Source organism: Streptomyces gossypii (assembly GCF_025165795.1).
Classification (GTDB): domain Bacteria; phylum Actinomycetota; class Actinomycetes; order Streptomycetales; family Streptomycetaceae; genus Streptomyces; species Streptomyces gossypii.
In genome coordinates, this window is sequence record NZ_JAJAGO010000008.1 from 286,333 (window position 1) to 308,750 (window position 22,418).

Here is a 22,418-nt window from a genome sequence, read left to right on the forward strand (position 1 = left end):
GCTTGGCAACCGTACGTGTTGAGCGCAATACTCGGCCAACCATTCACCCGAAGTGATGAGTCACTGCTCAGAGCCCGTCGGGTGGGCCGTCAGCGGGCGCGGTCGAAGTCCACGGCGCTGTACGCGCGCAGCTTGGACAGCTGGTGAGTGGAGTCGATCTGGCGGATCGTGCCCGACTTGGAGCGCATCACGAGCGACTGCGTGTGGGCGGTCTCGGGGCCGTAGCGCACACCCCGCAACAGGTCGCCGTCGGTGATGCCGGTGGCCACGAAGAAGACGTTCTCCCCGCCGACCAGGTCGGTGATCTCCAGTACCCGGTCCAGGTCGTGCCCGGCGTCCAGCGCCCGCTGCCGCTCCGCCTCGTCCTTGGGCCACAGCTTGCCCTGGAGCGTGCCGCCGAGGCACTTGATCGCACAGGCGGTGATGATGCCCTCCGGGGTGCCGCCGATGCCCAGCAGCAGATCGACGCCCGTCCCCTCGCGTACCGCCATGATCGCGCCCGCGACGTCGCCGTCCGTGATGAACTTGATACGGGCGCCCGCCTCCCGGATCTCCTTGACGATGCCCTCGTGCCGGGGCCTGTCCAGCACCACCACGGTGACGTCCTCCGGCGCGCGGCCCTTGGCCTTCGCCACCCGCCGCACGTTGACCGAGGCGGGCGCGTCGATGTCGACGAACTCGGCGGCCTCGGGCCCGGTGACCAGTTTGTCCATGTAGAAGACCGCCGACGGGTCGAACATCGCGCCGCGCTCCGCCACCGCCAGCACGGAGACGGCGTTGGCCATGCCCTTCGCGGTCAGCGTGGTGCCGTCCACCGGGTCGACGGCGACATCACACTCGGCGCCCGTGCCGTCCCCGACGCGCTCGCCGTTGAAGAGCATCGGCGCCTCGTCCTTCTCGCCCTCGCCGATGACGACGACGCCGTTCATCGAGACGGTCGAGACCAGGGTGCGCATCGCTTTGACGGCGGCGCCGTCCGCGCCGTTCTTGTCGCCGCGTCCCACCCAGCGGCCCGAGGCCATGGCCCCGGCCTCGGTGACCCGGACGAGTTCCAGTGCGAGGTTGCGGTCCGGCGCCTCCGGGCTGACCTCGAGCGGAGGGGGAAGATGGTGGTCAGTCACGGGACACACCTTTCTGTACGGCGACGGCCGCGCTGGGTGAGGGTACCCATGACTCTATCGAGACTTCGAAAGAATGAGCAGTGCGCCCCACGTTTGAGCGGTCGCCTGACCGGGCCACCTACCCCCTCAGTCAGCCCGCCCGATGCCTTGAGGAAGAATGAGCGTGTGGCAGCAGACAAGAAGCGCGGAGCGCAGACGGTACGGGACATGGTGCTCTCGCTCGCTGTGATCGGCCTCGCCGCCGGAGTCGCCTACCTGTTCATCCCTCACGACGAGGGCAAGGACCCGGTGCGCACCGTGAACTACCAGGTCGAGCTGAGCACGGCACAGCGCGGGGCGCCGTACCCGGTGGCCGCCCCGGAGGGCCTCTCGAAACGGTGGCGTGCGACCTCGGTCGACTATGAGCCCACCGGGAAGAAAGAGGCCGCGTGGCACCTGGGCTTCATCAGCCCCGACGAGGAGTACGTGGCGGTGGAGCAGAGCAACGGCCGGCCGAAGCCCTTCGTCAAGGACGTCACTCAGGGCGCGACGAAGACGGGGAAGTCGGTACGGATCGACGGCGTCGAGTGGACTCGCTACGAGGGCGACAAGTACGACGCCCTGGTGCGCACGGAGTCCGAGGTGACGACCGTGGTCACCGGGACCGCCGGCTTCGGGCAGCTGAAGCAGATGGCCTCCGCCCTCAAGGCCGAGCGGACCGGGCCGGAAGCGGAACCGTCGGCCGACGGGCCGGGTGAGCCCTCGGCCGAGGGGACCACCGGCGAGCAGGTCTGACGGCCCGGGAAACCCAGGCCTGACCGCCCGGAAACCTGCGGCCGCCCCACTCGGCGGCCTCACTCCGGGGCGTCCGCCCCCTCGCCGCCGTTCCCCTCGTCAGCTCCGCCTTCGCCACCGGCGGCCGCCTCCAGCACCGCGTCCAGCCGCGCCCGCGCCCCCTCCAGCCGCTCCCCGCAGATCCGGGCCAGTTCCTCGCCCCGCTCCCACAGAGCCAGCGACTCCTCAAGTGTCGTGCCGCCCGCTTCCAGCCGCTGCACCACCTCGACCAGCTCGCCCCGCGCCTGCTCGTAAGTCAGCGTGGACTGAGCCGACCCCGTGCCCCCAGAAGCTTCATCCGTCGTCATCCCCCCAGGCTAAGCGCCCGGACTGACAGCTCCCTCGGGCGGTCGCCTCCTCGCCGGTCACTCCTCGGCAGCCCCCTTCGCCGCTCCCTCGGCAGGCCCGTCGACAGGCCCGTCGACAGTCACCCCGAACTCGCCCTCGGCCACCCGCGCCCGCAGCCGCCGGCCCGGCTCGGCGTCCGAGGGCTTGCGGATCACCGCGCCGTCAGCCCGCTGCAGCACCGCGTACCCCCGCTCCAGCGTCGCCGCGGGCGACAGCGCGAGGACCCGGGCCCGGGTGTGCACAAGATCGTCCTCCGCTCGGTCCAGCCGGTGCCCGAACGTACGGCGGGCGCGCCCCGCCAGGAAGTCGACGTCCGCCTGCCGGTCCGTGATCGCCCGGTGCGGATCCGCCAGCGCGGGGCGGCTGCGCACCTCCCGCAGCGCCCGCTTCTCCCGCTCCAGCAAGCCGGTCATCACCCGCCAGGAGCGCTCCCGCAGCGCCCGCACCCGCTCGTACTCCTCCCCCACGTCCGGCACCGTCCGCTTCGCCGCGTCGGTGGGGGTCGAGGCGCGCAGGTCTGCCACGTGGTCGAGCAGCGGAGCGTCCCGCTCGTGCCCGATCGCGGAGACCACCGGCGTACGGCAGGCCGCCACGGCGCGCACCAGTCCCTCGTCCGAGAACGGCAGCAGATCCTCCAGGCTGCCGCCGCCGCGGGCCACGATGATCAGGTCGACGTCCGGGTGCTCGTCCAGCTCCCGGACCGCTCCGGTCACCTGCGGCACCGCCTGCACCCCCTGCACCGCGACCTGCCGCACCTCGAAGCGGACGGCGGGCCAGCGCAGCGTGGCGTTACGCAGGACGTCCCGCTCGGCGTCCGAGGCGCGGCCCGTCACCAGGCCGACGCACCGCGGCAGGAAGGGCAGCGGCCTCTTGCGGGCGGCGTCGAACAGGCCCTCGGCCTCCAGCGCGCGCTTCAGCCGCTCCAGCCGTACGAGCAGCTCGCCCACACCCACCGGGCGTATCTCCCGGGCACGGAGCGAGAGGCTGCCGCGCGGCGCGTACCAGGAGGGCTTGGCACACACGACGACCCGGGCGCCCTGCGTCACGACGTCGGCCACGGCCGCGAAGACGTCCGGCGGGCAGACGACGTCGATGGAGATCTCCTGCGAGGGATCGCGCAGCGTCAGATAGACCCAGCTCTTGGCGGAGCGTCTGTTCAGCTGGGTGATCTGGCCCTCCGTCCAGACCGTGCCGAGCCGGTTGATCCACTCGCCGATGAGCTGCGAGACCTTGCCGACGGGGATCGGCGCCTCTGCTGTCGTGTGCAAAGCCATCCCCCGAGGCTACGGCCTGTCACCGACATCGCGCCCACGCCGGCGGCGAAGCGGATACTGCAGGCCCAGCACCAGCAGTCCCGCGGCCAGCCAGGCACAGCCCAGCAGCTGCGCGTCCTGCTCAGCCGTCACGATCACCGCGACCGTGATCGCCAGCCCCAGCAGCGGCAGCGTCCAGTCCCCCAGGAGGCTCACCGGACGATCGCCCAGCCGCCGTACCCCGAAATAGCCCATCACCGACAGATGCAGCATCGCGAAGGCCGTCAGGGCCCCGATGTCCACGATCGAGACCAGTTCGTCCAGCCCGTTCTCCGCGCGTGACGCCCATACCGCCGCACCCATCGTCACCACGGCGGAGAGCAGCAGTGCCCAGCGCGGCACCCTGCTGGTCTCGCCCACCTTGGAGAGCACCCGCGGCAGCCTGCCGTCGCGCCCCATGGCGAACAGCAACCGCCCCGCCGCCGCCTGCCCGGCCAGCGCGGCGAAGGCGGCGCCGATCGCCTTGCTGGCCGCGACGGTGGTGTGCAGCCAGCCACCGATCGCCTCCTCCACGGCCACATAGAAGGCCGCGCCCTGCTCCTGGGGGTTCTCGGCCAGCCGACGCGAGGAGTCCTCGGAGAGCAGCGCCACCAGATAGGTCTGCACGAGGAACAGCACCCCCGCCAGCAGCAGGCACCCCACCAGGGCGCGTGCCACGGGCGAGGCCGTCTTCCCTTCTCCCGTACGGCCGGCGCCCCTGGCCTCCTCCGCGAAGTTCGCGATCGCGTCGAAGCCCAGATAGGAGAGGACCGCCACCGACACGGCGCTGAGCAACGCCCGCGTCGAGAAGTCGCGGTCACCGGTGAAGGGGGTCAGCCAGTCACGCTCCGCCCCGTCCCGCACCAGCACCACCAGCGCCGCCGCCACGAAGAGCAGCAGTACCGCGATCTCCAGCAGCAGCACCACGAAGCCGACGACCGCGGCGGTACGCACCCCGGAGAGGTTGAGCGCCGTCGTCACCAGCACAGCGATGACGATCCACACCCACTTGTCGACCGAGGGCACCAGCTCCTCCATCGCGATACCGGAGAAGAGATAGGCGACGGCCGGGATGAGCAGATAGTCCAGCAGCATCATCCAGCCCGCCACGAAACCCGCGCCCTCCCCCAGACCGCTGCGCGCGTAGGCGTAGACGGACCCCGCCCGGGGCACGACGCGCACCATCCGGGCGTACGAGTAGGCGGTGAAGGACATCGCGATCGTCGCCACCACGTACACCAGCGGCACCACGCCGTGGCTCTTCGCGTCCAGCGCGCCGAAGACGCCGACGGGTGCCATCGGCGCGATGAACAGCAGCCCGTAGACGACGAGGTCCCGAGTGGTGAGTGTGCGCCGCAGACCGCCGGGCGGGGACTTCGTATCTCCAGGCATGGCGTCAGGCATGGCGTCAGGCATGGCGTCCACATTGCCGCAGAAAGCCCCTCTTGCCCCGGAACGGACACACGGACACCCGCACTGCATCAAGACGGAGGACGGGGCACGGCCCGTACGATGGAGCACATGACTGCCACTCCCGCCAGCCGGCCCGCCGCCGCCCCGGCCGGGGACGCCCCGCGTCGCTCCTCCGGCCGCCGTGTCCTGCTCGCCGCCCCCCGTGGCTACTGCGCCGGGGTGGACCGTGCCGTGATCGCCGTCGAGAAGGCGCTTGAGCAGTACGGCGCTCCCATCTACGTACGCCACGAGATCGTGCACAACAAATACGTGGTGCAGACCCTGGAGAAGAAGGGCGCCATCTTCGTCGAGGAGACGCACGAGGTACCCAAGGGCGAGATCGTGATCTTCTCCGCACACGGCGTGTCCCCCGAGGTCCACCGGGAGGCGGAACGCGGCGGGCTCGCCACCATCGACGCCACCTGCCCGCTGGTGACCAAGGTGCACAAGGAGGCGGTCCGCTTCGCCGCCGACGACTACGACATCCTCCTCATCGGCCACGAGGGCCACGAGGAGGTCATCGGCACCAGCGGCGAGGCGCCCGACCACATAACGCTGGTCGACGGCCCGGAGGACGTCGAGAACGTCGAGGTCCGTGACCCGGACAAGGTCGTCTGGCTCTCCCAGACCACCCTCTCGGTCGACGAGACGATGGAGACGGTCGACGCCCTCCAGAGCCGCTACCCCAACCTGCTCAGCCCGCCGAGCGACGACATCTGCTACGCCACGCAGAACCGCCAGACCGCCATCAAGCAGGTGGCCGCCGAATCGGATCTCGTCCTGATCGTCGGCTCCAAGAACTCCTCGAACTCCGTCCGCCTCGTGGAGACCGCCATCCAGCAGGGCGCACGGGCAGGCCATCTCATCGACGACGCCAGCGAGATCGACGAGGCCTGGCTGGAAGGTGTCGGCACGGTCGGCCTGTCCTCGGGTGCGTCCGTCCCGGACGTGCTGATCGACGGAGTGCTGGAATGGCTCAAGGAGCGCGGCTGGGACGACCTGGAGGTCGTACAGCCGGTGGACGAGCACGTGCAGTTCTCGCTCCCGAAGGAGCTGCGCCGCGACCTGCGCACCGAGGCTGCGCAGAAGGCGGCAAGCTAGGCCCTGGGCGATCTGTCCGGCGGCGCCCTAGACCTGGGGGTTGGAGCGGGGAGCGGCCGGGGCCGCGCGCGCAGTGGCACGAGGGTGGCGCGCGGGGCTCCCTGCTACCGGGCCGCCGACGGCCGCCCGGCGCTCGGCCCGCCTCCGGCGCACGTACGCGATCCTGCGGACCAGCGCGATCAGCCCGGCCAGCAGCGTTCCGGCGTACACCCAGCCCGCCTGCAGTGACAGCCCGGAGACCAGGCCCATCAGCGTGCCGCTGAAGCCGTCCGAACCGGGGCTGGTGAAGAACAGCCCGGCGGTGAAGGCGAGCGGCGCCGAGACCGGGGCGGCGATCAGGTCCGCGGGGCGCACCCAGAGCGCACAGAAGGCACTCACCAGCAGGAAACAGACACCGTACGCGGCCGCGGAGTCCAGCAGCAGCGCGTCCAGGCCACCGACCAGCAGCATCGCCAGCACTCCTAGGAGCCCGCTGCCCAGCGCGGTGAGCCGGGGGTTGGGCAGCCGCGACCACGCGACGGCCAGGGCCTGCGCGCGGGGCAGCCGGGCCAGCCTGGACAGCGCCCGGTAGGCCGGGGTACCGCTGCGCACGCTCGCGCTCCCCGTGCTCTCCGTCCCCGTGGGAGCCCGTACCGGATCGGGACGCGGCTTGCGCGGCTGCCGCGCCTCCGCTCCGCCCCGTGCCTCGCGTACCGGGCGCGGAAGCCACGGCGGCCTCGACCGCCGGGCGGCGGGCACCGCCTGCGGCTCGCTCTGCTGGGACACACCTGTGCTGCGCTGCTCCACCGCACCAACCTAGGCCGCCACCCCCGTAAAACCTCGGCATGAACACGCAGGGATTGCCTACTGCCCGTCAGTTCGATGGGCCGTGACCGTGCCGCCATGGCACCGTTGGCTCGGGGAGGAGGTGGTTGACCATATGACTGCAACGCTTCCGGAGGCAGAGGTGGCGACAGCAAGCCTGCGCGAGGTCGCCCATGAACTCCCGGTGCCCGAGGGGACCGGGTGGAGATCATTGGGGGGGGCATCCTCGTCTCACCGACTCCGGTGGAAAGCACGGACGGATCATTCGGGAGGTGGGCAAGGCTCTCAAGCCTTTCCTGCCCGAGGGATACGACCTCGAGGGCAACCTCGGGGTCGACCGCGCTCCCGGGAGCGACGATTTCTCGGTCCCAGACCTCTTCGTGGCACCGCACCACGTACTGGACACCTGGGAAACGGAGATTCCACCGATCGAGGTGATCTTCACCGCGGAGGTGGTCTCGCGTTCGAGTCAGAACACGGACTGGACGTCCAAGCGCAAGCAGTACGCGCAGTCCGGCACCCCGCTGTACCTGCTCGTCGGCCCCTTAGCGGAAGAGATCGTCCTCTTCTCCGATCCGGTCGGCGGAGTGTACCGGGCCCAGCACACCGTGCCGTGGGGCGACAAGCTCCAGCTTCCTGAGCCGCTGCCGGCACTCGTCGACAGCTCCCGGTTCCCGTCGCTTGAGGGCCGACCCCGCCCGTAGACTGGTGGATCGGCCCTCGAACACCGGCCGGTCCACCAAGATCCACTCGCTACGGGAAGTCGCCACGTGTCGCTCACGATCGGAATCGTCGGCCTGCCGAATGTCGGCAAGTCGACCATGTTCAACGCTCTGACCAAGAACAACGTGCTGGCGGCCAACTACCCGTTCGCCACCATCGACCCGCATGTCGGCGTCGTCGGCATCCCCGACGCCCGCCTGACCAAGCTGGCCGAGGTCTTCAACTCCCAGAAGGTCCTTCCCGCCACCCTCGACTTCGTCGACATCGCGGGAATCGTGCGCGGCGCGAGCAAGGGCGAGGGAATGGGCAACAAGTTCCTGGCCAACATCCGCGAGGCCGACGCGATCTGCCAGGTCATCCGGGCGTTCAAGGACGACAACGTCGTGCATGTGGACGGCAGGATCTCGCCCCGCAACGACATCGACACGATCGACACCGAGCTGATCCTCGCCGACCTCCAGACGATCGAGAAGGCACTCCCCCGGCTCCAGAAGGAGGCCCGGGTCAAGAAGGACCGGCAGGCCGAGCTGAAGGCCGTCGAAGAGGCCCAGGCCATCCTGGAGGAGGGCCGCACCCTCTTCTCCGCCGGTATCGCCCAGGGCACCGAGGCCGTCGCCCCCCTGTACGAGCTGCACCTGCTGACCACCAAGCCGTTCATCTACGTCTTCAACGTGGACGAGGACGAACTGGTGGACGAAGCCTTCAAGGACGAGCAGCGGGCCCTGATCGCCCCCGCCGAAGCGGTCTTCCTCAACGCCAAGCTGGAGGCCGACCTCGCGGAGCTGGAGGACGACGAGGCACTGGAACTCCTCCAGACCGTCGGCCAGAACGAGCCGGGCCTGGCCACCCTCGCCCGCGTCGGCTTCCGCACCCTCGGCCTGCAGACCTACCTGACGGCCGGCCCCAAGGAATCCCGCGCCTGGACCATCAAGCAGGGCGCCACCGCCCCGGAGGCCGCCGGTGTGATCCACACGGACTTCCAGAAGGGCTTCATCAAGGCCGAGGTCATCTCCTTCCCCGACCTCGTCGAGACGGGCTCCGTCGCCGAGGCCCGCGCCAAGGGCAAGGCCCGCATGGAGGGCAAGGAGTACGTCATGCAGGACGGCGACGTGGTGGAGTTCCGCTTCAACGTCTAATACGTTCAGCGAAAGGCCGTCTGACCTGCGGTGGAGTGGGTTGGGCGGCCTTTGCGGTCCGCAGCGTGCCGAGTGTGCCGGTGCGGGGGGAGGACAGCGGCTTCGGCCGCCCACCAGGCGCGTCCATGGACCAGCTTCTCGCGGTCGCCAGCCCGTCGGGCCGCAATGACAGGCCGTAGATCAACGCGGGCTGTGGCGGACGTCCCTTCCGCCGGGTGCACCCGGGACGCCGGAGGGCCCGTCGTGACCAACCGACATGTCGGCCCCTTCTGGCGCTCGTCTAGGCTGCTCACTGGGGCGAAGACGGCACGCGGCGGCAGGGGGTGACGAGTGGGACCGGCTGATTCCGTGGCAATTCGGGTCCCCGTCGGAGAGGGCTCCCGACGGTGGTCGAGCAGAGATGCTCCCCGCCGAGTACTACTCGTCGTGCACAACGTCACTTCCGCCGGGCGCCTTCTGGACGTGCTGCCGCTGTTCTACGACGACTTCCGAGTGCAACTGCTGGTCACCTCAACTGGGTCCTCCCCCTTCCAGGCAGGGACCCGCGAGTTGCTCGCCCAAGTCGGCCTACCCGTACTTCCCTGGGAACAGGCGTTGAGGACACCGGTCGACCTGGCTATCTCCGCGAGTTTCGGCGGCCAACTCCACCGAATACAGGGCAATTTGGCTGTTTTGTCACACGGGGTCGGATACACTAAGAAGCTCCGGGAGCCGGGAGCCGGGAGCCGGGAGCCGGGAGCCGGGAGCCGGGAGCCGGGAGCCGGGAGCCGGGAGCCGGGAGCCGGGAGCCGGGAGCCGGGAGCCGGGAGCCGGAGACCGGGAGCCGACGTTCGGGTTGTCGCCGGAGTGGCTACTCGCTGAGGGCGAGCCGTTCGTGGATGCCCTGGTGCTGTCCCACCCGGAGCAGCTGACACGGCTGCGTCACGCATGTCCCGAGGCTGTCGCATCTGCCGTGTTGGGCGGCGATCCGTGTTTCGACCGCATGCTGGCCGCCGGCGCGTTCCGAGAACGGTTCCGGCGTGCTCTCGGCGTACGCCGGGGCCAACGCCTGGTGGTGCTCAGTTCGACGTGGAATCCGGAGGGGTTCTTCGGTGACGGTGGCGAACAGGACGTGCTGCCCGCTCTGCTCACGCGGTTGGCGGCCGAGCTCCCCGCCGACGACTTTCGTGTGGCGGCCGTCCTGCATCCGAACATCTGGTACGGCCACGGGCCGGGTCAGATTCGTGTCTGGCTGGACCGGGCGTGCCGCAGCGGCATGACGTTGATCGATCCTGTGCACGCATGGCGGCAAGCGGTGCTCGCCGCGGACGTCGTGCTCGGGGACTTCGGAGCGGTCACCTACTATGGCGCGGCCTTGGGCGTCCCGGTCACCCTGGCGGCTGCGTCCCAGGAAGGGCTGGACCCGGAGGCGCCAGTCGCTGCGTTCGTCCGGGAGGCCCCACGACTTGATACCGCCGGTCCGCTGCGCGATCAGCTGGAGGAGTTGCTCGCGCGACACCGGCCCCTGGCCGGGCCGGCGGAATTCACCAGCTCCGCACCGGGCGCTTCGGCGAAACTGCTGCGGCGGCAGTTCTACGCGCTGATGGATCTCCCGGAGTCATCGACTGCGGCGTTGCTGGAGCCGCTGCCGCTGCCTCCGTACGACCCTCCGCGACGAACGGCCCCTCTGAACGTACGCACCCGGGTCCGCGGCACGGACGTCTGGATCGAACGCTCCGTCGGTCATCCGTACGGCGCCTCCGGTGTCGCGCACCTCGCCGTGCACGAGGACACCCGGGATCCGGGGGATCTCACCCTGGCCGATGTGATCGTGCGCGAAGGATCGGCGGACGATCCCCGCCTGAGTGGTCCGGCGGGATGGGCCGACGAGGTGCTGCACCGGTACCCGAACTGCACGGTCGCCGCGTACGTGACCGGCCCGCATACCTGCATCGTGCGCGCCCGTGAGCGAGGCGGGTTTGTCCTGACGGCAGGCTCGGAGGCCGATGCCGACCCCGCCGCCTATGCGTCGGCGCTGTACGCCTGGCTGGCTCGTGGCGGACCGGTCCCCGCCGCCGGGGCGAGGCTGCGGGTGCACGCCGCCGGCGGTGTGCACCCGGTGACGGTGACACCCGCTAACGCGTCGCCCGGCAGCGCAGCCGCAGACGCGCCAGATAGTCCAGGTGCGGGCCGACGGTCCCCTCCTCCGGGCTGAGCAGCCGCTCGGCCCGGGCGATGTTCGTCAGCGCCGCGTCGTCCTCGCCGGCTTCATGCAGCAGCTCGGCGAGGTCGGTGAGGGCACGAGCGTGGTTGTACGGCTCGTGCTGTTCGGCGAAGAAGTCGCAGGCGGCCTCCAATCGTGCTCGGGACTCCTCCAGACGACCCATCCCGCGCAGTGCGCGCCCCTGGTGGCGCCCGACCAGGGCGAGCGCACGCTGCATGTCCTCCGCCCCCTCGTGGCCGGGGGCGATGAGCCGGTAGAGACGCTCAGCCTCACCGAACCGTTCGTACGCCTCGTCGTACAGCCACCGGCCTAGACGTAGCAGGCCGAGCAGTTCCACGGCCGACGCCTCTCCCCTCACGTGACCGGCGGCGCGTTCGGAGGCGAGGGCGGCGTGTACTGCCTCGTCCGCCTCCTCCCAGCGCTCCAGCTCCCCGAGGCAGTGGCCCAGCTGGAAGTACAGGGCGCCGGCCATCCGGGATTCCGGGCTGTGCTCGTCGGCACACCGCGTGGCGAACCGCAGCGCCGGCAGCACCTCATCCCAGTACCCGGCCTTCAACTGCAGCGGCCACAGTGCGCGGGCCAGGCGCATCGCCGTATCTGCGTTGCCGTACTCTTCGGCCACCGCGACCGCCCGGACCAGGTTGCCAACGTCTTTCAGCAGCGCGGCGGTTCCTTCGGTCGGCATCTCGAAGGCGTCTCCCGCCGCCGGAGGCGGCTCCGTCCGCCAGCTCTGAGGCAGGGCGGCATGCGCGGCGTGCAGTGCCCGATTCAACAAGGCGTCGAGCACACGGGAAACCGCCGCCGAGCAAACGGGGACGCCGTACTGCGCCGCCGCGTCGTCCGCCAGGCAGTGACGGACCTCGGGGCGGAACCGGAAGCGGCCGTCGCCCAGTGTTTCCAGTAGCTGTGCGTCCGCAGCTTCTGCGAGCATCCGCGCCGCGTCTTCGCGTGTCACGTCGGCCGCTCGCCCCGCGAGCGGAGCGTCCACCGTCGGCCAGCCGCCGAGCGCGCTGAGCCGGCAGAGCCGGGCGGTCTCGGGTGGAAGACCGCCACACGCGGCCTCGACCATGGTGCGCACCGGATGACGTGCGGTGGGCCTCTCCTCGGGGTCCATCGAGGCCGGCTCCGCGACCAGCAGCCTGCTCGCTGCCGCCTTGAGGGCGAGGGTGTTACCGGCACACCGTTCCAGCAGCGCCGACGTCTGTGGCTTGAGCAGTCTCCAGTTGTCCGGGCCCGCCACCCTCTTCAGCATTTCCCTGGCGTCCCGGTCTGCCAGTGGAGGCACGGCGATGCGCCGCGCCTCCACACCGAAGGCGGGCCCGGAGGAGACGACCAGGAGAAAGACCTCGGGTGTAGCGGGCACGAGGGCGCGAACCTGCGCTGCCGAGGTCGCGTGGTCGACCACGATGAGCGCCCTGCTCCCTGCCACGAGCTGGCGAGAGAGCCGTTCGCGCCCGGCCTCGGTAGGGGGCATGTGCTCGGGTTCGACGCCCATCTGCTGCAACAGGCGCGACAGGACCGCGGCTGGCTCCAGACCTCGCTCCCCCGGTGCATCGCGGGCGTCGACATAGAACTGACCGCCAGGAAAGCGGGTGATCTGATCTGCACCCCAGTGCAGCGCCACGGCGCTGCTGCCGATCCCCGGAGGCCCGTGGAGCAGCGCTACCCGCGGCCTCCCCGCCGCTGCGCGTGTCGCCTCCCGCTGCAACTCCTTCAACACACCGCGCCGGTCGGTGAATTCTCTCGTGGCAGGCGGGAGCCCAGGCCCAGGGCGCAGGGTGTGCGCGGAGACCGGCAAACTCTCGAGCAGAGCCGCCCACTCCGCGCTGCGACTCCGATCCCCTCGCAGGACCGGGTGGATCTCGTGGGCGAGCCGCACATAGCCCTCAGACGTGGCAGGCAGAGGCGTCTCCCGTCCCAGCGTTCGTCTGACCTGCGCGCCGGTCGACAGGAGTAACCGTCTGCCCACCTCACCGGCGGCCCCGTTCCCCACGGCGGCGAGGAGCGCGGTGAGCGCCCCCAGCGTCATGACCTCCAGCACGCAAGCCCCCTCAACTGGTCGGTTTCCCGGACCAGACTGTATCTCCGTCCCGGCGCCGGATGGCGTGACTGGCGGCGATGAGAAGTCGTTGGCCGACCGGTTGGACCGCCCGGCCGGCGCAGCATGCTCGGCCGCTGACGTCGGCCACATCGGGCTGCGGTCTGTCCGGTGCGGGCCAGAGGCCTTCGACCGGACACGTGCGGTGACCATGCCGGCGCGACCGCCGGCCTGGAGCTCTCCCGCCCTGCCGCAGAGAACCGGGCCCTGGCCACGTGATCAGCCGTCCCGCTCCAAGACCCTGCGGGGTACGGATGGTCACCGGATGCGTTCCGTGACCGCCGGAGTGGCGGCCCGGCCGCGGGCGGCTCATCCTGGACGGGCGACGGGCAGTCGTCGTCACTACGAGGACGAGAGGCGGCCATGGCCGTATCACCTCGGAGCAGGCCACGGCGGATGCTGAGGATGCCGGGCGTCTACGCTCCGCGGCACGACACGCACCTCCTCATGCGTGCTGTCGGCCAGGAGGACATCAGCCCCGGAACGCGTGTGCTGGAACTCGGGACCGGCAGCGGGGCCCTGGCTGTGCACGCCGCCCAGCTCGGCGCCCGGGTCACGGCCGTCGACATCTCCCACAGGGCGGTGCTCTGTGCCCGGATGAACGCCGCATTCCACCGCAGGCGCGTCACAGTCCGGTATCGCGACCTGTCCACCCTCGACGCGGGGGACTACGACATCGTGATCAGCAATCCCCCCTACGTGCCGGCACCCGCCGCCCTGCCGCCGTTGCGCGGCAGGGCGCGCGCGTGGGACGGCGGCCGGGATGGCCGTGCCGTCGTCGACCGGGTCTGTGCGACCGCCGCGAGCGTGCTGCGTCCCGGCGGAAAACTACTCATGATCCATTCGAAGATGTGCGGAGTCCACGCCACGATCGATGTCCTCGCGCGGGTGGGACTCGAGGCGGAGGTCATCGACCGCGAACTCGTCCCCCTCGGCCCGGTGCTGCGCTCCCGTCTGCCGTGGCTGCGCGATCAGGGGCTGATGGACGACGAACATCAGGACAAGGAGGAACTGGTGGTCATCCGTGCGCGACAAAGCTGACCCCCGCCGTGTCCGCCTCTCACGCGACGGCGGCCCTCTCCTGGTGGAAGGTCCCGTGACCGTCACCGGGGACGACGGCGCGACCGCCACCTCCGAGCGCTTCCTGGTGGCGGTGTGCACCTGCCGCCGCAGCCGCACCTATCCCTGGTGCGACACGAGCCACCGCCGCCGCGCCGCCGCGTCTGCCGCCACCTCGACGGACGTCACCTCGACGGACGCCACCACTCCGGCGGACTCAGGTGAGGCGTCATGACCGCAGCGCCCTACGTCGAAGCGCGTGACACCAGCCCCGTGCTGCCTGCCCCACGCGGTGTTCTCTCCGGCGCCGTCCTGTCGGCCTTGCGGGGCGGCCACGCACCTCTCGTGAATCCGCAGGCCGCGGCGGAGGCCGAGCCGTACGGGGACGACCTTCAGCTGGCGCTCTACCTGCTGTACGAGTTGCACTATCAGGGGTTCGACGGCGTCGGTGACGACCGGGAGTGGGATCCCGATCTCCTGCGGCTGCGCAGCGCGCTGGAACACCGTTTCCTGAACGCCCTGCGAACGGACATACCGCGGAGAGCGAGCGCGCACGACGCCCTGGCCGCAATCCTCGTCGAACCGTCCGTTGACGACGGCACGGGCGTGAGCAACTACCTGCAGAACGAGGGCCTGCTCTGGCAGGTCCGGGAGTACGCGGCGCTCCGCTCCCTCTACCACCTGAAGGAAGCCGACCCGCACGCCTGGGTCATCCCCCGGCTGCACGGCCGTGCGAAGACGGCGATGGTGGCGGTGGAGTACGACGAGTTCGGCGCCGGACGCGCCGAAGACATCCACGCCCGGCTCTTCGCGGACCTGATGGACGACCTCGGCCTGGACCACGCCTACGGCCGCTATCTGGATGCGGCCCCGGCGCAGGTGCTGTGCACGGTCAATGTGATGTCGCTGTTCGGTCTGCACCGGGCGTTGCGCGGCACTCTCGTCGGGCACTTCGCCGCGGTGGAGGTGACGTCCTCGCCCGGATCCCGGCGGCTCGCGAAGGCGATGCGGCGCACAGGCGCCGGGCCGGCCGCCGCACGCTTCTACGACGAGCACGTCGAGGCCGACGCGGTGCACGAGCAGGTGGTCCGGCACGAGGTGATCGCCCCGCTGCTGGCGGTCGAGCCCGGTCTGGACGCCGACGTTGCCTTCGGTATCGAGGCCACCGGCCTGCTCGAGGGCAAGTTGGGCGGGCTCCTGCTGAGGGCCTGGCGGGACGGTCGCTCCGCCCTGCGCATTCCGCTGGCGGCAACCGCACAGCATCCCGGCAGCCCGTGAAGGACCGTCACCCGGCCATCTGATCCCGGCCACGCGGCTCGGTCCTTCGGGCAGCGGCCGCGCTTCCGGTTCGGCAGATCAGGAGCTCTCGCCCCTGGTCTGCAAGCGCCGCCGGGGATCGACCGGTTGGCGGATACGGAATACGGAAGGCGGTTCATCATGATCACCGAGCACGAGGGCCCGGGCGCTCTCGTCATCTTCGCCAATTTCGTATCCCCGCTGGCGATCGATCTCCGTGAGGAGTCGGTTCTCCGCCAGTGGTCAGAGCAAGCACCGCGCAAACTATGGCTCACCCGGTCCGGCGATGTGGTGATCACCCCGGTTCCCCTCAGCGTCGCCTTCCGCCGCTACGTCTTCCACCGGCTGGGCATCCCGGAGGGCTCCGTGGCCGTCATCACCGTGCCGGACACCCCGCACCTGCCGATGGCCGAGGCGCTGGCCGAGCACCGCCTGCTGGAGCCCCTGCGCGCCCTCGTCCGCGAGCGCCCGGGAGCACGCCTGCTCCCGACCGCGCTGGACGAAGCGTCCGTCGCCCTGGCCGCGAGCCTCCGTATCCCCGTCGTTCCCTACGAAGCGGGCGTGCCGCATCCCGGCACCCTGCGGGCGGTGGCCGACATGAACACGAAGTCCGGCTTCCGCGCTGTCGCCCGCCTACTCGGCCTGCGGCTGCCGCACGGCCGGGCGTGCACCGGCGCGGAACTCGGCCAGGTGACCGGCGCGCTGCTGGCCGCGCACGAGCGGGTGGTCGTCAAACCCGACCGGTCCGCAGGCGGCCACGGCCTGTACTTCGTCACCCGCGGCGACCGCCCGGCGCAGCCGGCGCCGCCCCCGGACAGCCGCTGGGTCGTCGAGGGGTACGTGGACCACACGAGAGCCGTCAGCGCTCAGGGACACGCCACCGCCGCCCGGGCCGAGGTGGCGTACGACGGCGAGATGCGCATGAGCAACTGCTCCTTCGCCGGCTACCGCTCGCCCCCGCGCGACCTGCCGGACCCGGCGCGCAGGGAGCTGACCTGTTGGACCCGGGCGCTGGGCGGCCATCTGGCCGCCGAAGGCTACCGCGGGCCATACAGCCTGGACTCGGTGTGCACCCGGGACGGAACTCTGTACGCGCTGGAGTGCAACGTGCGTCGTACCGCGACCACCACGGCTCACGCCCTGGTGAGCCGACTGGCCCGCACGGGCCACCCCACGCCCGCATGGTCCACCGGGACGGCCACCGCCGCCTCGCCGCTGTCCTTCGACACGGCGGTCGCACGCCTGGCCGAGGCGGGATTGGACTTCCAGCCCGGTGACGCAGACGGCGTGCTCCTCTACGCCGACCGCCCGGTCAACGGCAGCGGTTGGCGGTACACGGCCCTCGCCCCCCACCACACCCGGCTCGCCGAACTCGAAGTCCGGCTGGCGGCGGCTCTCGGACACGAGGGCCCCTGATCTCGGCGCGGGCCCGCACGTCGGCCCCCACACCTCGAGCCCCGGCCACGCCCGGACTCCGGTGTCGCCGACATCCTCGGCCACCGCCCCCGCGGCGTACACCGCCCCGGACCCCGCACCGAGCGGATCCGGTCCCATCCGTGTACGTGGAGAAAGGGCGATGGGCGGGCTGCTGTGCGCGTGACGCCGTACTGGACGAGTAGTTCCGATGCGGTGGCGCCGTGTCATCGGGGGTTGAGCGGTGTCACCAGGTACGTCGTGACATCGTGGGTCCATGACCATCGCAGTTCGCTCGGCTTCAGCCTTCGAGGATGTCCGGACCCTGGTCGGTCCGAAGTCACCTGGGGCCAACGTCTGCTGGTGCCTGAGCTACCGGATCCCGTCGAAGCTCAACAACGAGCTTCGCGGGCCGGCCCGCGGTGAGTATGTCGCCGAGCTGTGCCGTGCGGAGCCCCCGCCGGGAGTGCTCGCCTACGACGGCGACGAGCCGGTCGGCTGGGCCGCCGTGGCGCCGCGCTCGGACACCTCCTTCGCGCGCAGCCGTAAGATCCCGCACGTTGACGACCTGCCGGTCTGGTCGCTGTGGTGCATCCGGGTACGCCCTGGCCATCGCAAGAGGGGGATCTCGCACGCCCTGATTGCCGGCGCGGTCGAGTTCGCCCGTGTTCACGGCGCACCGGCGATCGAGGCGTATCCGCTCGACAGCGGTGGCGAAAAGGTCGACGCGACGATGGCGTACGCCGGGATCCGGAAGAACTTCGAGCGCGCCGGGTTCGCCCACGCCGCCGACACCACCTCGGTGCTGGCCGGTCACCCCCGAGTCCTGATGCGGCTCGACCTGCGCTGATAGAACAGCCCGGCGCCTCAACGGCCGACCGGACGGTGGTCAGTGATCGACGGCGACGCCTTCGAGGGTCCGGCCGTCGTGCTGTTCGAGATCGAGCTGGGCCCTTCAACGTGTCGTTGACCGACTCGATCAGCTGCCGCACCGAGTTCAGCGGCGACTCGCCCTGCGGGGCTTCTCCCGCTTGAACGACGGGCGGAGCGACTCCGCGCGCTGGAAGGCGAGGTCGGCCTCTCCTGGGAGGCGAAGCCGCGACCCGTTCCATGCGCGGGAGATCGTCGCTTGGCAAGAGGCGCTGTCCGGCCTTCCGCCCGAGGCCCTGCGGGCTGCGGGCTGCGGCCCGGGACGTCGGCAGAGTGGCTGAGATGTTCGACGAGATGCAGCGGGACCACGCCCGGGACCGCGCGGGCCCGACCCGGATCGAACCATCCCGGGCCAGGCCGCGATTCACCTTCGATCAGTCCGACAGGCTGGCGAACATGCCGGGGTCGTAGGAACCCCCCTGCATGCGCGTGATCACACCGAGCCGATTGGCGGCATTGATCATGGCGACAAGGGAGACCAGCGCTGCGATCTGGTCGTCGTCGTAGTGCTCGCACACCTGGGCCCAGGTCTCGTCGGACACGCCATGGTGGGCGTCGGCGAGGCGGGTGCCCTCCTCGGCGAGTGCCAGCGCGGCCCGCTCGGCGTCGGTGAACACGGTGGACTCGCGCCAGGCGGCGACCAGGTTGATCCGGCCCGCGGTCTCACCAGCGAGGGCGGCCTCCGTGGTGTGGACGTCGACGCACCAGCCGCAGCCGTTGATCTGGCTGGCGCGCAGCTCCACCAACTCCTGGAGGGACTTGGGCAGCGATGCTTCCTGGATCGCCAGGTTGACGTTGTAGATGCGCTTGCTGACCTTGGCGCCGATCTTGTTGGTCATCAGGTTGATACGGGGTTCCATTGTTTCGTCCTCACGCGTGGACTGCGTGCCGCGCGGCCTGTTCGCGCGGCATCTTGACGACCATGGAGAAGCCGCCCGCCCGGCCCCTGTGACAGTGCGGCGATGTGACGTAGGCCACCACATTTGGCTGTCACAGAGCGGCCTGGGGCGGCATCTTGTGCGTGACACGGTCGAGAGTGCCGGCACTGCAGCCCACTAGGGCATCGAGCATCCCCCGGGGGAATTTGTGAAGCCCCAACAAGAGCGAACAGCCAGGAGCCGAGAATGAACGAGGGCAGCGAGCGAACCACTGACACCGCTGAGCACCTTGCTCGCGGTGGCTGCATGGACCCCGCCACCAAGGTGTTCGTCGCCCACCGCAATCTGCTGTTCACCGTCGCCTACGAGATGCTCGGGTCGGCCGCCGATGCCGAGGACGTCCTGCAGGAGACCTGGCTGCGCTGGGCGGGCGTCGACCTCGACACGGTGCGTGACCAGCGCGCCTTCCTGGTGCGGATCACCACGCGCGAAGCGCTGACCCGGCTGCGCACGCTCCGCCGGCGTAAGGAGTCCTACGTCGGCCCCTGGCTCCCGGAGCCGCTGCTGACCGCGCCCGACGTGGCCGAGGACGTCGAGTTGGCCGACAGCGTCTCGATGGCGATGATGCTGGTGCTGGAGACGCTCGCGCCGATCCAGCGGGCGGTGTTCGTGCTGCGCGAGGTCTTCGACCTCGGCTACGACGAGATCGCGGACGCCGTCGACAAGACCCCGGCTGCCGCCCGCCAGATCGCCCACCGCGCGCGCACCCACGTCGCCGCGCGCCGACCGCGTGGGGACTTTTCCCCAACCGAGGCCCGCAACGCGCTCGACGCCTTTCAGCAGGCGGTCGAAACAGGCGACATGCAACGCCTGCTCGACATCCTCGCACCGGACGTCGTCCTTCTGACCGACGGCGGCGGAGTCGCTCAAGCCGCGCTGGCGCCCGTCGTGGGCGCCGATCAGGTGACCCACGTGCTGGGTCGGCTCGTTGCTGCGGCGTCGCTGCGGCCGATACAGGTCAACGGGCACCCCGCGTTGGTCGTCAGGCTGGATGGAGAGGCCGACAGTGTCCTGGCGGTGCGCATCGACGACGGCCTCATCACCGGGCTGTATGCCGTGCGCAATCCCGAGAAACTGGCGCGTATCGACCTTGAGACCGCAGTGAGCCGCTGAGCCACTGGCGCGCGAAGGCCCGGCAGGGTGACCGCAGCGAGATCCAGGCGGGTGTCCATATCGAGGCTGACCTCGCCATAAGGCCGGACGTGGGACCAGAACAGCGGGGTCAGGCCGCGCCCGTCGGCGGGCGTGAGGAGGTCGGCCCACGCCGCTGGGCGGGCAGGGCTCGGAGCCAGTCGGTGAGGAGGCGGTTCACCTCGTCGGCACGTTCCTGCTGGATCCAGTGACCGCAGCCTTCCAGGATGTGTGAGGAGACCAGGCCGGGCAGCGTGGTGGGGTATGCGTTGATGGCGTCGGCCATCCAGGTGGTGGAGGCGTCGAGCCCGCCCCCGAGGAACAGCGAGGGCTGGGTGACCGGTGCGCCGTCCCAGGCGGCCAGGTCCTCCCAGTCCCGGTCCAGGCTGCGATAGCGGTTGAGCGCCCCGGTGAGACCGGTCCGCTCGAATTCGCCCGCGTAGACGTCGAGGTCGGCCTCGGTGAGCCAGGACGGCAGGGTGTCGCTGGTGAAGCGGTCGGAGAGCTTCGCGCCGTCGGGGATGAAGAAGATGCTGCCCTCCTGGGTCGTGGGCATGGTGTCGGCCGAGAGCGCCGCGTAGAACCCGCGCAGCCAGCCCCGCACATCCGGCTCGATGTCATCCTCGGCCCGGCCGGGCTCCTGGAAGTAGCTGACATAGAACTCCTCGTCCCCGCCGATCTGGCTGAACATGTCGGTGGGACGGAAGCCGTTGCGCGGGGCGTAGGGGACGCTCAGCAGCCCGACGGCAGTGAAGATGTCGGGCCTGAGCAGGGCGGTGTCGGCGGCGATGACCGAGCCCACGTCATGGCCCATGATCACCGCGGTCTCGGCGCCGAGGGCCCGCACGACAGCGACGTTGTCCTCGACCAGGTCGAGCATCCGGTACGCCGCCCTGTCGCGGGGCCTGGACGAGCGTCCGTAGCCGCGCACGTCGATGGCGACCGCGCGGAAGCCCGCCTCGGCGAGGGCCGGGAGCTGGTGGCGCCAGGAGTACCAGGACTCCGGGAAGCCGTGGACCAGGAGGACCAGGGGTCCGGCGCCCTGCTCCACCAGGTGGATACGGCCGCCCGGAGTGCTCACCAGCCGGTGCACGGCTTCCGGCTGCGTCGGCACGGCCTGCGGAGGGGTGGACGGCGAATGGGTGGACGGCGAATGGGTGGGCTGTTGCATGTTTCCTCCGGTGCTCCTGGGGGATCGTGGCGGCCCTGCGCCCGCCGGGATGCTTGGCTTCCGCCCGCATTCCCCGTTCCCCGTGATCGTGCAGGCTGCCCGGAGTGGCTGCCAGGTTTTTTGCCAGCGCGGCAAAGTGGCGGTCGCAGCAGCACCCCTGGGCCCTGTCCGGGCCTAGCTGAACTGGGCGGCGAAGGAGGGCGCGGGGTCGATCGGGGTGATCACGTCGATCAGTACGCCGTCGGGTGCCGCGAGGAGGAAGTGGCGCTGGCCGAAGTCCTCACTGCCCAGTGCGAGTTCCTCGGTGAGCCCGGCCGCCCCGATCAGCCGCCGGTGCTCGGCGTCCACGTCCGCCACCTCGAAGTTGAGGATCAGGCCCTGAACGGGCCTGCGGTATGCGGCGGGCAGTGTCGGGTGGGTGTGGTCGAGCAGGGCGAGTTCGTAGTGCGGCGGTTCGGGTCGGCGCAGGCTGACGTACCAGTCTGCTTCGAAGACCACCTCGAAGCCGAAGTGCCGGGTGTAGAAGGCGCGGGATTCGGTGACGTCGCTGGTGCAGATCACCGGGTAGAAGCTGTCGAGCTGGGCGTTCACAGAGTTCCTCCACGAGATTTCACATACCTTGGGTATGTCAATGACGCTAGTAACATACCTCGGGTATGTCAATCGCGAGGAAGGGAGGCCGTACATGGCGAGCAGAGCCGAGCAGCGCGCGGAGACCCGCCGGGCCCTACTGCTGGAGGGACGTCGGCAGTTCGCTCGGGACGGCTACCACGGGGTGGTGCTGGAGGAGATCGCGCGCGCCACGGGGGTGACCAAGGGCGCCGCATACCACCACTTCGGCAGCAAGGCCGGTCTGTTCCGGGCCGTCGTGGCGGAAGCACAGCAGGAGGTGGCCGGACGGGTGGCCGGGGCCGCCGAGGGCCATGACGACCCGTGGGAACAACTGCTCGCGGGCTGCCGTGCCTTCCTCGCCGCCGGCTCCGACCCGGAGATCCAGCGGATCACCCTGGTCGACGGGCCGACCGTACTGGGCTGGAACGAGTGGCGGGCGATGGACGAGGCGTCCTCCGCGCGCCATCTCTCGGAGGCGCTGGAGGCACTGATCGCCACCGGCGCGATCGTCCCGCAACCCGTCGAGCCGCTGACCAGGCTGCTGTCCGGGGCGATGAACGAGGCAGCCGTATGGCTCGCCCGCCCCTCCGCCACCGCGACTGCCACCGCTGCCGCTACCGCGCCGGACGACGCATCGGGCGAAACCCGGCTGGACGCCACGATGGCTGCTCTGCGGCTCCTCCTGGACGGCCTCCGCCCCCGGTGACCGGGAACGGGATGACCGGGAACGGCGCGTGCGGTACTGGTGTCCGTGCCCGTGCCGGCGTCCGACCGGCA

21 protein-coding genes and 1 pseudogene are annotated in these 22,418 nt (G+C 70.5%); 12 read left to right on the top strand and 10 right to left on the bottom strand.

The features are described from left to right. Positions 1-89 precede the first annotated feature (89 nt). Entirely contained in the window at positions 90-1,121 is a 1,032-nt protein-coding gene (gene glpX, locus LHJ74_RS19015) for a class II fructose-bisphosphatase (RefSeq protein WP_260219275.1), read from the bottom strand. Positions 1,122-1,286: 165 nt separating this feature from the next. Here glpX and LHJ74_RS19020 point away from each other — a divergent pair, with 165 nt between their 5' ends. Further along, positions 1,287-1,895 carry a DUF4245 domain-containing protein gene (locus LHJ74_RS19020; protein WP_260219276.1) on the top strand — a complete coding sequence of 203 codons (609 nt, stop codon included), beginning with the start codon at positions 1,287-1,289 and terminating at the stop codon, positions 1,893-1,895. Positions 1,896-1,954: 59 nt separating this feature from the next. Here LHJ74_RS19020 and LHJ74_RS19025 read toward each other — a convergent pair whose 3' ends face one another. From LHJ74_RS19025 to LHJ74_RS19035, 3 genes are read right to left on the bottom strand one after another with little or no spacing between them, the layout of a single operon-like run. After that, a complete protein-coding gene (locus tag LHJ74_RS19025; protein ID WP_260219277.1) occupies positions 1,955-2,242 on the bottom strand; it encodes an exodeoxyribonuclease VII small subunit in 288 nt (95 codons plus the stop codon). Between the two features lie 57 nt (positions 2,243-2,299). Then, the gene (gene xseA, locus LHJ74_RS19030) at positions 2,300-3,556 is read right to left on the bottom strand and encodes an exodeoxyribonuclease VII large subunit (protein WP_260219278.1); all 1,257 of its coding nucleotides are present in this window, start codon (positions 3,554-3,556) and stop codon (positions 2,300-2,302) included. A 9-nt stretch (positions 3,557-3,565) separates the two neighbouring features. Then, positions 3,566-4,990: an APC family permease gene (locus tag LHJ74_RS19035; protein WP_260219279.1), complete on the bottom strand. Its 1,425-nt coding sequence runs from the start codon at positions 4,988-4,990 to the stop codon at positions 3,566-3,568. Positions 4,991-5,095: 105 nt separating this feature from the next. Between LHJ74_RS19035 and LHJ74_RS19040 the strand changes: the two genes are divergently transcribed. Next, positions 5,096-6,127, top strand: a complete 1,032-nt coding sequence (locus LHJ74_RS19040) for a 4-hydroxy-3-methylbut-2-enyl diphosphate reductase (RefSeq protein WP_260219280.1) — start codon at positions 5,096-5,098, stop codon at positions 6,125-6,127. A 27-nt stretch (positions 6,128-6,154) separates the two neighbouring features. Here the strand turns inward: LHJ74_RS19040 and LHJ74_RS19045 are convergent, their stop codons facing one another. After that, entirely contained in the window at positions 6,155-6,913 is a 759-nt protein-coding gene (locus LHJ74_RS19045; protein ID WP_260219281.1) for a DUF6542 domain-containing protein, read from the bottom strand. 191 nt (positions 6,914-7,104) lie between these two features. Between LHJ74_RS19045 and LHJ74_RS19050 the strand changes: the two genes are divergently transcribed. The 3 genes from LHJ74_RS19050 to LHJ74_RS19060 all read left to right on the top strand — a co-directional run bounded on the left by LHJ74_RS19050 (position 7,105) and on the right by LHJ74_RS19060 (position 10,984). Beyond that, entirely contained in the window at positions 7,105-7,635 is a 531-nt protein-coding gene (locus LHJ74_RS19050) for a Uma2 family endonuclease (protein WP_260219282.1), read from the top strand. A gap of 66 nt (positions 7,636-7,701) precedes the next feature. Continuing rightward, positions 7,702-8,790, top strand: coding sequence for a redox-regulated ATPase YchF (ychF, locus tag LHJ74_RS19055; protein ID WP_260219283.1), 1,089 nt, complete (start codon positions 7,702-7,704; stop codon positions 8,788-8,790). A gap of 1,054 nt (positions 8,791-9,844) precedes the next feature. Continuing rightward, on the top strand, positions 9,845-10,984 hold the full coding sequence (locus LHJ74_RS19060) for a hypothetical protein (protein ID WP_311203325.1): 1,140 nt from the start codon (positions 9,845-9,847) through the stop codon (positions 10,982-10,984). Here LHJ74_RS19060 and LHJ74_RS19065 read toward each other — a convergent pair. Then, positions 10,905-13,034: an ATP-binding protein gene (locus LHJ74_RS19065; protein WP_260219285.1), complete on the bottom strand. Its 2,130-nt coding sequence runs from the start codon at positions 13,032-13,034 to the stop codon at positions 10,905-10,907. The two genes, LHJ74_RS19060 and LHJ74_RS19065, sit on opposite strands and share 80 nt — an antisense overlap. A gap of 420 nt (positions 13,035-13,454) precedes the next feature. Between LHJ74_RS19065 and LHJ74_RS19070 the strand changes: the two genes are divergently transcribed. The 5 genes from LHJ74_RS19070 to LHJ74_RS19090 all read left to right on the top strand — a co-directional run bounded on the left by LHJ74_RS19070 (position 13,455) and on the right by LHJ74_RS19090 (position 17,709). Beyond that, positions 13,455-14,132, top strand: coding sequence for a HemK2/MTQ2 family protein methyltransferase (locus tag LHJ74_RS19070; protein WP_260219286.1), 678 nt, complete (start codon positions 13,455-13,457; stop codon positions 14,130-14,132). Further along, entirely contained in the window at positions 14,086-14,385 is a 300-nt protein-coding gene (locus LHJ74_RS19075; RefSeq protein ID WP_260219382.1) for a CDGSH iron-sulfur domain-containing protein, read from the top strand. Before LHJ74_RS19070 ends, LHJ74_RS19075 begins: the two co-directional genes overlap by 47 nt. Further along, positions 14,382-15,428 (top strand): iron-containing redox enzyme family protein, encoded by a 1,047-nt coding sequence (locus LHJ74_RS19080; RefSeq protein WP_260219287.1) that lies wholly within the window; start codon positions 14,382-14,384, stop codon positions 15,426-15,428. The genes LHJ74_RS19075 and LHJ74_RS19080 overlap by 4 nt, the downstream gene beginning before the upstream one ends. Positions 15,429-15,587: 159 nt before the next feature. Continuing rightward, positions 15,588-16,862 (top strand): preATP grasp domain-containing protein, encoded by a 1,275-nt coding sequence (locus LHJ74_RS19085; protein ID WP_260219288.1) that lies wholly within the window; start codon positions 15,588-15,590, stop codon positions 16,860-16,862. A gap of 274 nt (positions 16,863-17,136) precedes the next feature. Then, positions 17,137-17,709 (top strand): GNAT family N-acetyltransferase, encoded by a 573-nt coding sequence (locus LHJ74_RS19090; RefSeq protein ID WP_260219289.1) that lies wholly within the window; start codon positions 17,137-17,139, stop codon positions 17,707-17,709. Between the two features lie 48 nt (positions 17,710-17,757). On the opposite strand, the pseudogene LHJ74_RS34570 reads toward LHJ74_RS19090, so the two are convergent. Together LHJ74_RS34570 and LHJ74_RS19095 are read right to left on the bottom strand one after the other, a co-directional pair. Beyond that, positions 17,758-17,916: pseudogene (locus tag LHJ74_RS34570) on the bottom strand (IS982 family transposase); the annotation flags it as partial. Positions 17,917-18,163: 247 nt separating this feature from the next. Then, the gene (locus tag LHJ74_RS19095; RefSeq protein ID WP_260219290.1) at positions 18,164-18,649 is read right to left on the bottom strand and encodes a carboxymuconolactone decarboxylase family protein; all 486 of its coding nucleotides are present in this window, start codon (positions 18,647-18,649) and stop codon (positions 18,164-18,166) included. A gap of 264 nt (positions 18,650-18,913) precedes the next feature. On the opposite strand from LHJ74_RS19095, the gene LHJ74_RS19100 reads away from it, so the two are divergent. Then, positions 18,914-19,840: an RNA polymerase sigma-70 factor gene (locus LHJ74_RS19100; protein ID WP_375546775.1), complete on the top strand. Its 927-nt coding sequence runs from the start codon at positions 18,914-18,916 to the stop codon at positions 19,838-19,840. Positions 19,841-19,949: 109 nt separating this feature from the next. On the opposite strand, the gene LHJ74_RS19105 is transcribed toward LHJ74_RS19100, so the two are convergent. Beyond that, positions 19,950-21,029: an alpha/beta fold hydrolase gene (locus LHJ74_RS19105; protein ID WP_260219291.1), complete on the bottom strand. Its 1,080-nt coding sequence runs from the start codon at positions 21,027-21,029 to the stop codon at positions 19,950-19,952. Positions 21,030-21,203: 174 nt separating this feature from the next. Further along, a complete protein-coding gene (locus tag LHJ74_RS19110) occupies positions 21,204-21,620 on the bottom strand; it encodes a VOC family protein (RefSeq protein WP_260219292.1) in 417 nt (138 codons plus the stop codon). Between the two features lie 94 nt (positions 21,621-21,714). Between LHJ74_RS19110 and LHJ74_RS19115 the strand changes: the two genes are divergently transcribed. Then, positions 21,715-22,347 carry a TetR/AcrR family transcriptional regulator gene (locus LHJ74_RS19115; RefSeq protein WP_260219293.1) on the top strand — a complete coding sequence of 211 codons (633 nt, stop codon included), beginning with the start codon at positions 21,715-21,717 and terminating at the stop codon, positions 22,345-22,347. The last annotated feature ends 71 nt before the right edge of the window (positions 22,348-22,418 follow it).

What these genes read in the sequence shown, in the direction of transcription:
- LHJ74_RS19025 (WP_260219277.1), bottom strand. Translation starts at nt 2,242, where the DNA reads ATGACGACGGATGAAGCTTCTGGGGGCACGGGGTCGGCTCAGTCCACG.
- xseA (WP_260219278.1), bottom strand. Translation starts at nt 3,556, where the DNA reads ATGGCTTTGCACACGACAGCAGAGGCGCCGATCCCCGTCGGCAAGGTC.
- LHJ74_RS19035 (WP_260219279.1), bottom strand. Translation starts at nt 4,990, where the DNA reads ATGCCTGACGCCATGCCTGACGCCATGCCTGGAGATACGAAGTCCCCG.
- LHJ74_RS19040 (WP_260219280.1), top strand. Translation starts at nt 5,096, where the DNA reads ATGACTGCCACTCCCGCCAGCCGGCCCGCCGCCGCCCCGGCCGGGGAC.
- LHJ74_RS19050 (WP_260219282.1), top strand. Translation starts at nt 7,105, where the DNA reads ATGAACTCCCGGTGCCCGAGGGGACCGGGTGGAGATCATTGGGGGGGG.
- LHJ74_RS19070 (WP_260219286.1), top strand. Translation starts at nt 13,455, where the DNA reads ATGGCCGTATCACCTCGGAGCAGGCCACGGCGGATGCTGAGGATGCCG.
- LHJ74_RS19080 (WP_260219287.1), top strand. Translation starts at nt 14,382, where the DNA reads ATGACCGCAGCGCCCTACGTCGAAGCGCGTGACACCAGCCCCGTGCTG.
- LHJ74_RS19085 (WP_260219288.1), top strand. Translation starts at nt 15,588, where the DNA reads ATGATCACCGAGCACGAGGGCCCGGGCGCTCTCGTCATCTTCGCCAAT.
- LHJ74_RS19090 (WP_260219289.1), top strand. Translation starts at nt 17,137, where the DNA reads ATGACCATCGCAGTTCGCTCGGCTTCAGCCTTCGAGGATGTCCGGACC.
- LHJ74_RS19095 (WP_260219290.1), bottom strand. Translation starts at nt 18,649, where the DNA reads ATGGAACCCCGTATCAACCTGATGACCAACAAGATCGGCGCCAAGGTC.
- LHJ74_RS19100 (WP_375546775.1), top strand. Translation starts at nt 18,914, where the DNA reads ATGAACGAGGGCAGCGAGCGAACCACTGACACCGCTGAGCACCTTGCT.
- LHJ74_RS19105 (WP_260219291.1), bottom strand. Translation starts at nt 21,029, where the DNA reads ATGCAACAGCCCACCCATTCGCCGTCCACCCATTCGCCGTCCACCCCT.
- LHJ74_RS19115 (WP_260219293.1), top strand. Translation starts at nt 21,715, where the DNA reads ATGGCGAGCAGAGCCGAGCAGCGCGCGGAGACCCGCCGGGCCCTACTG.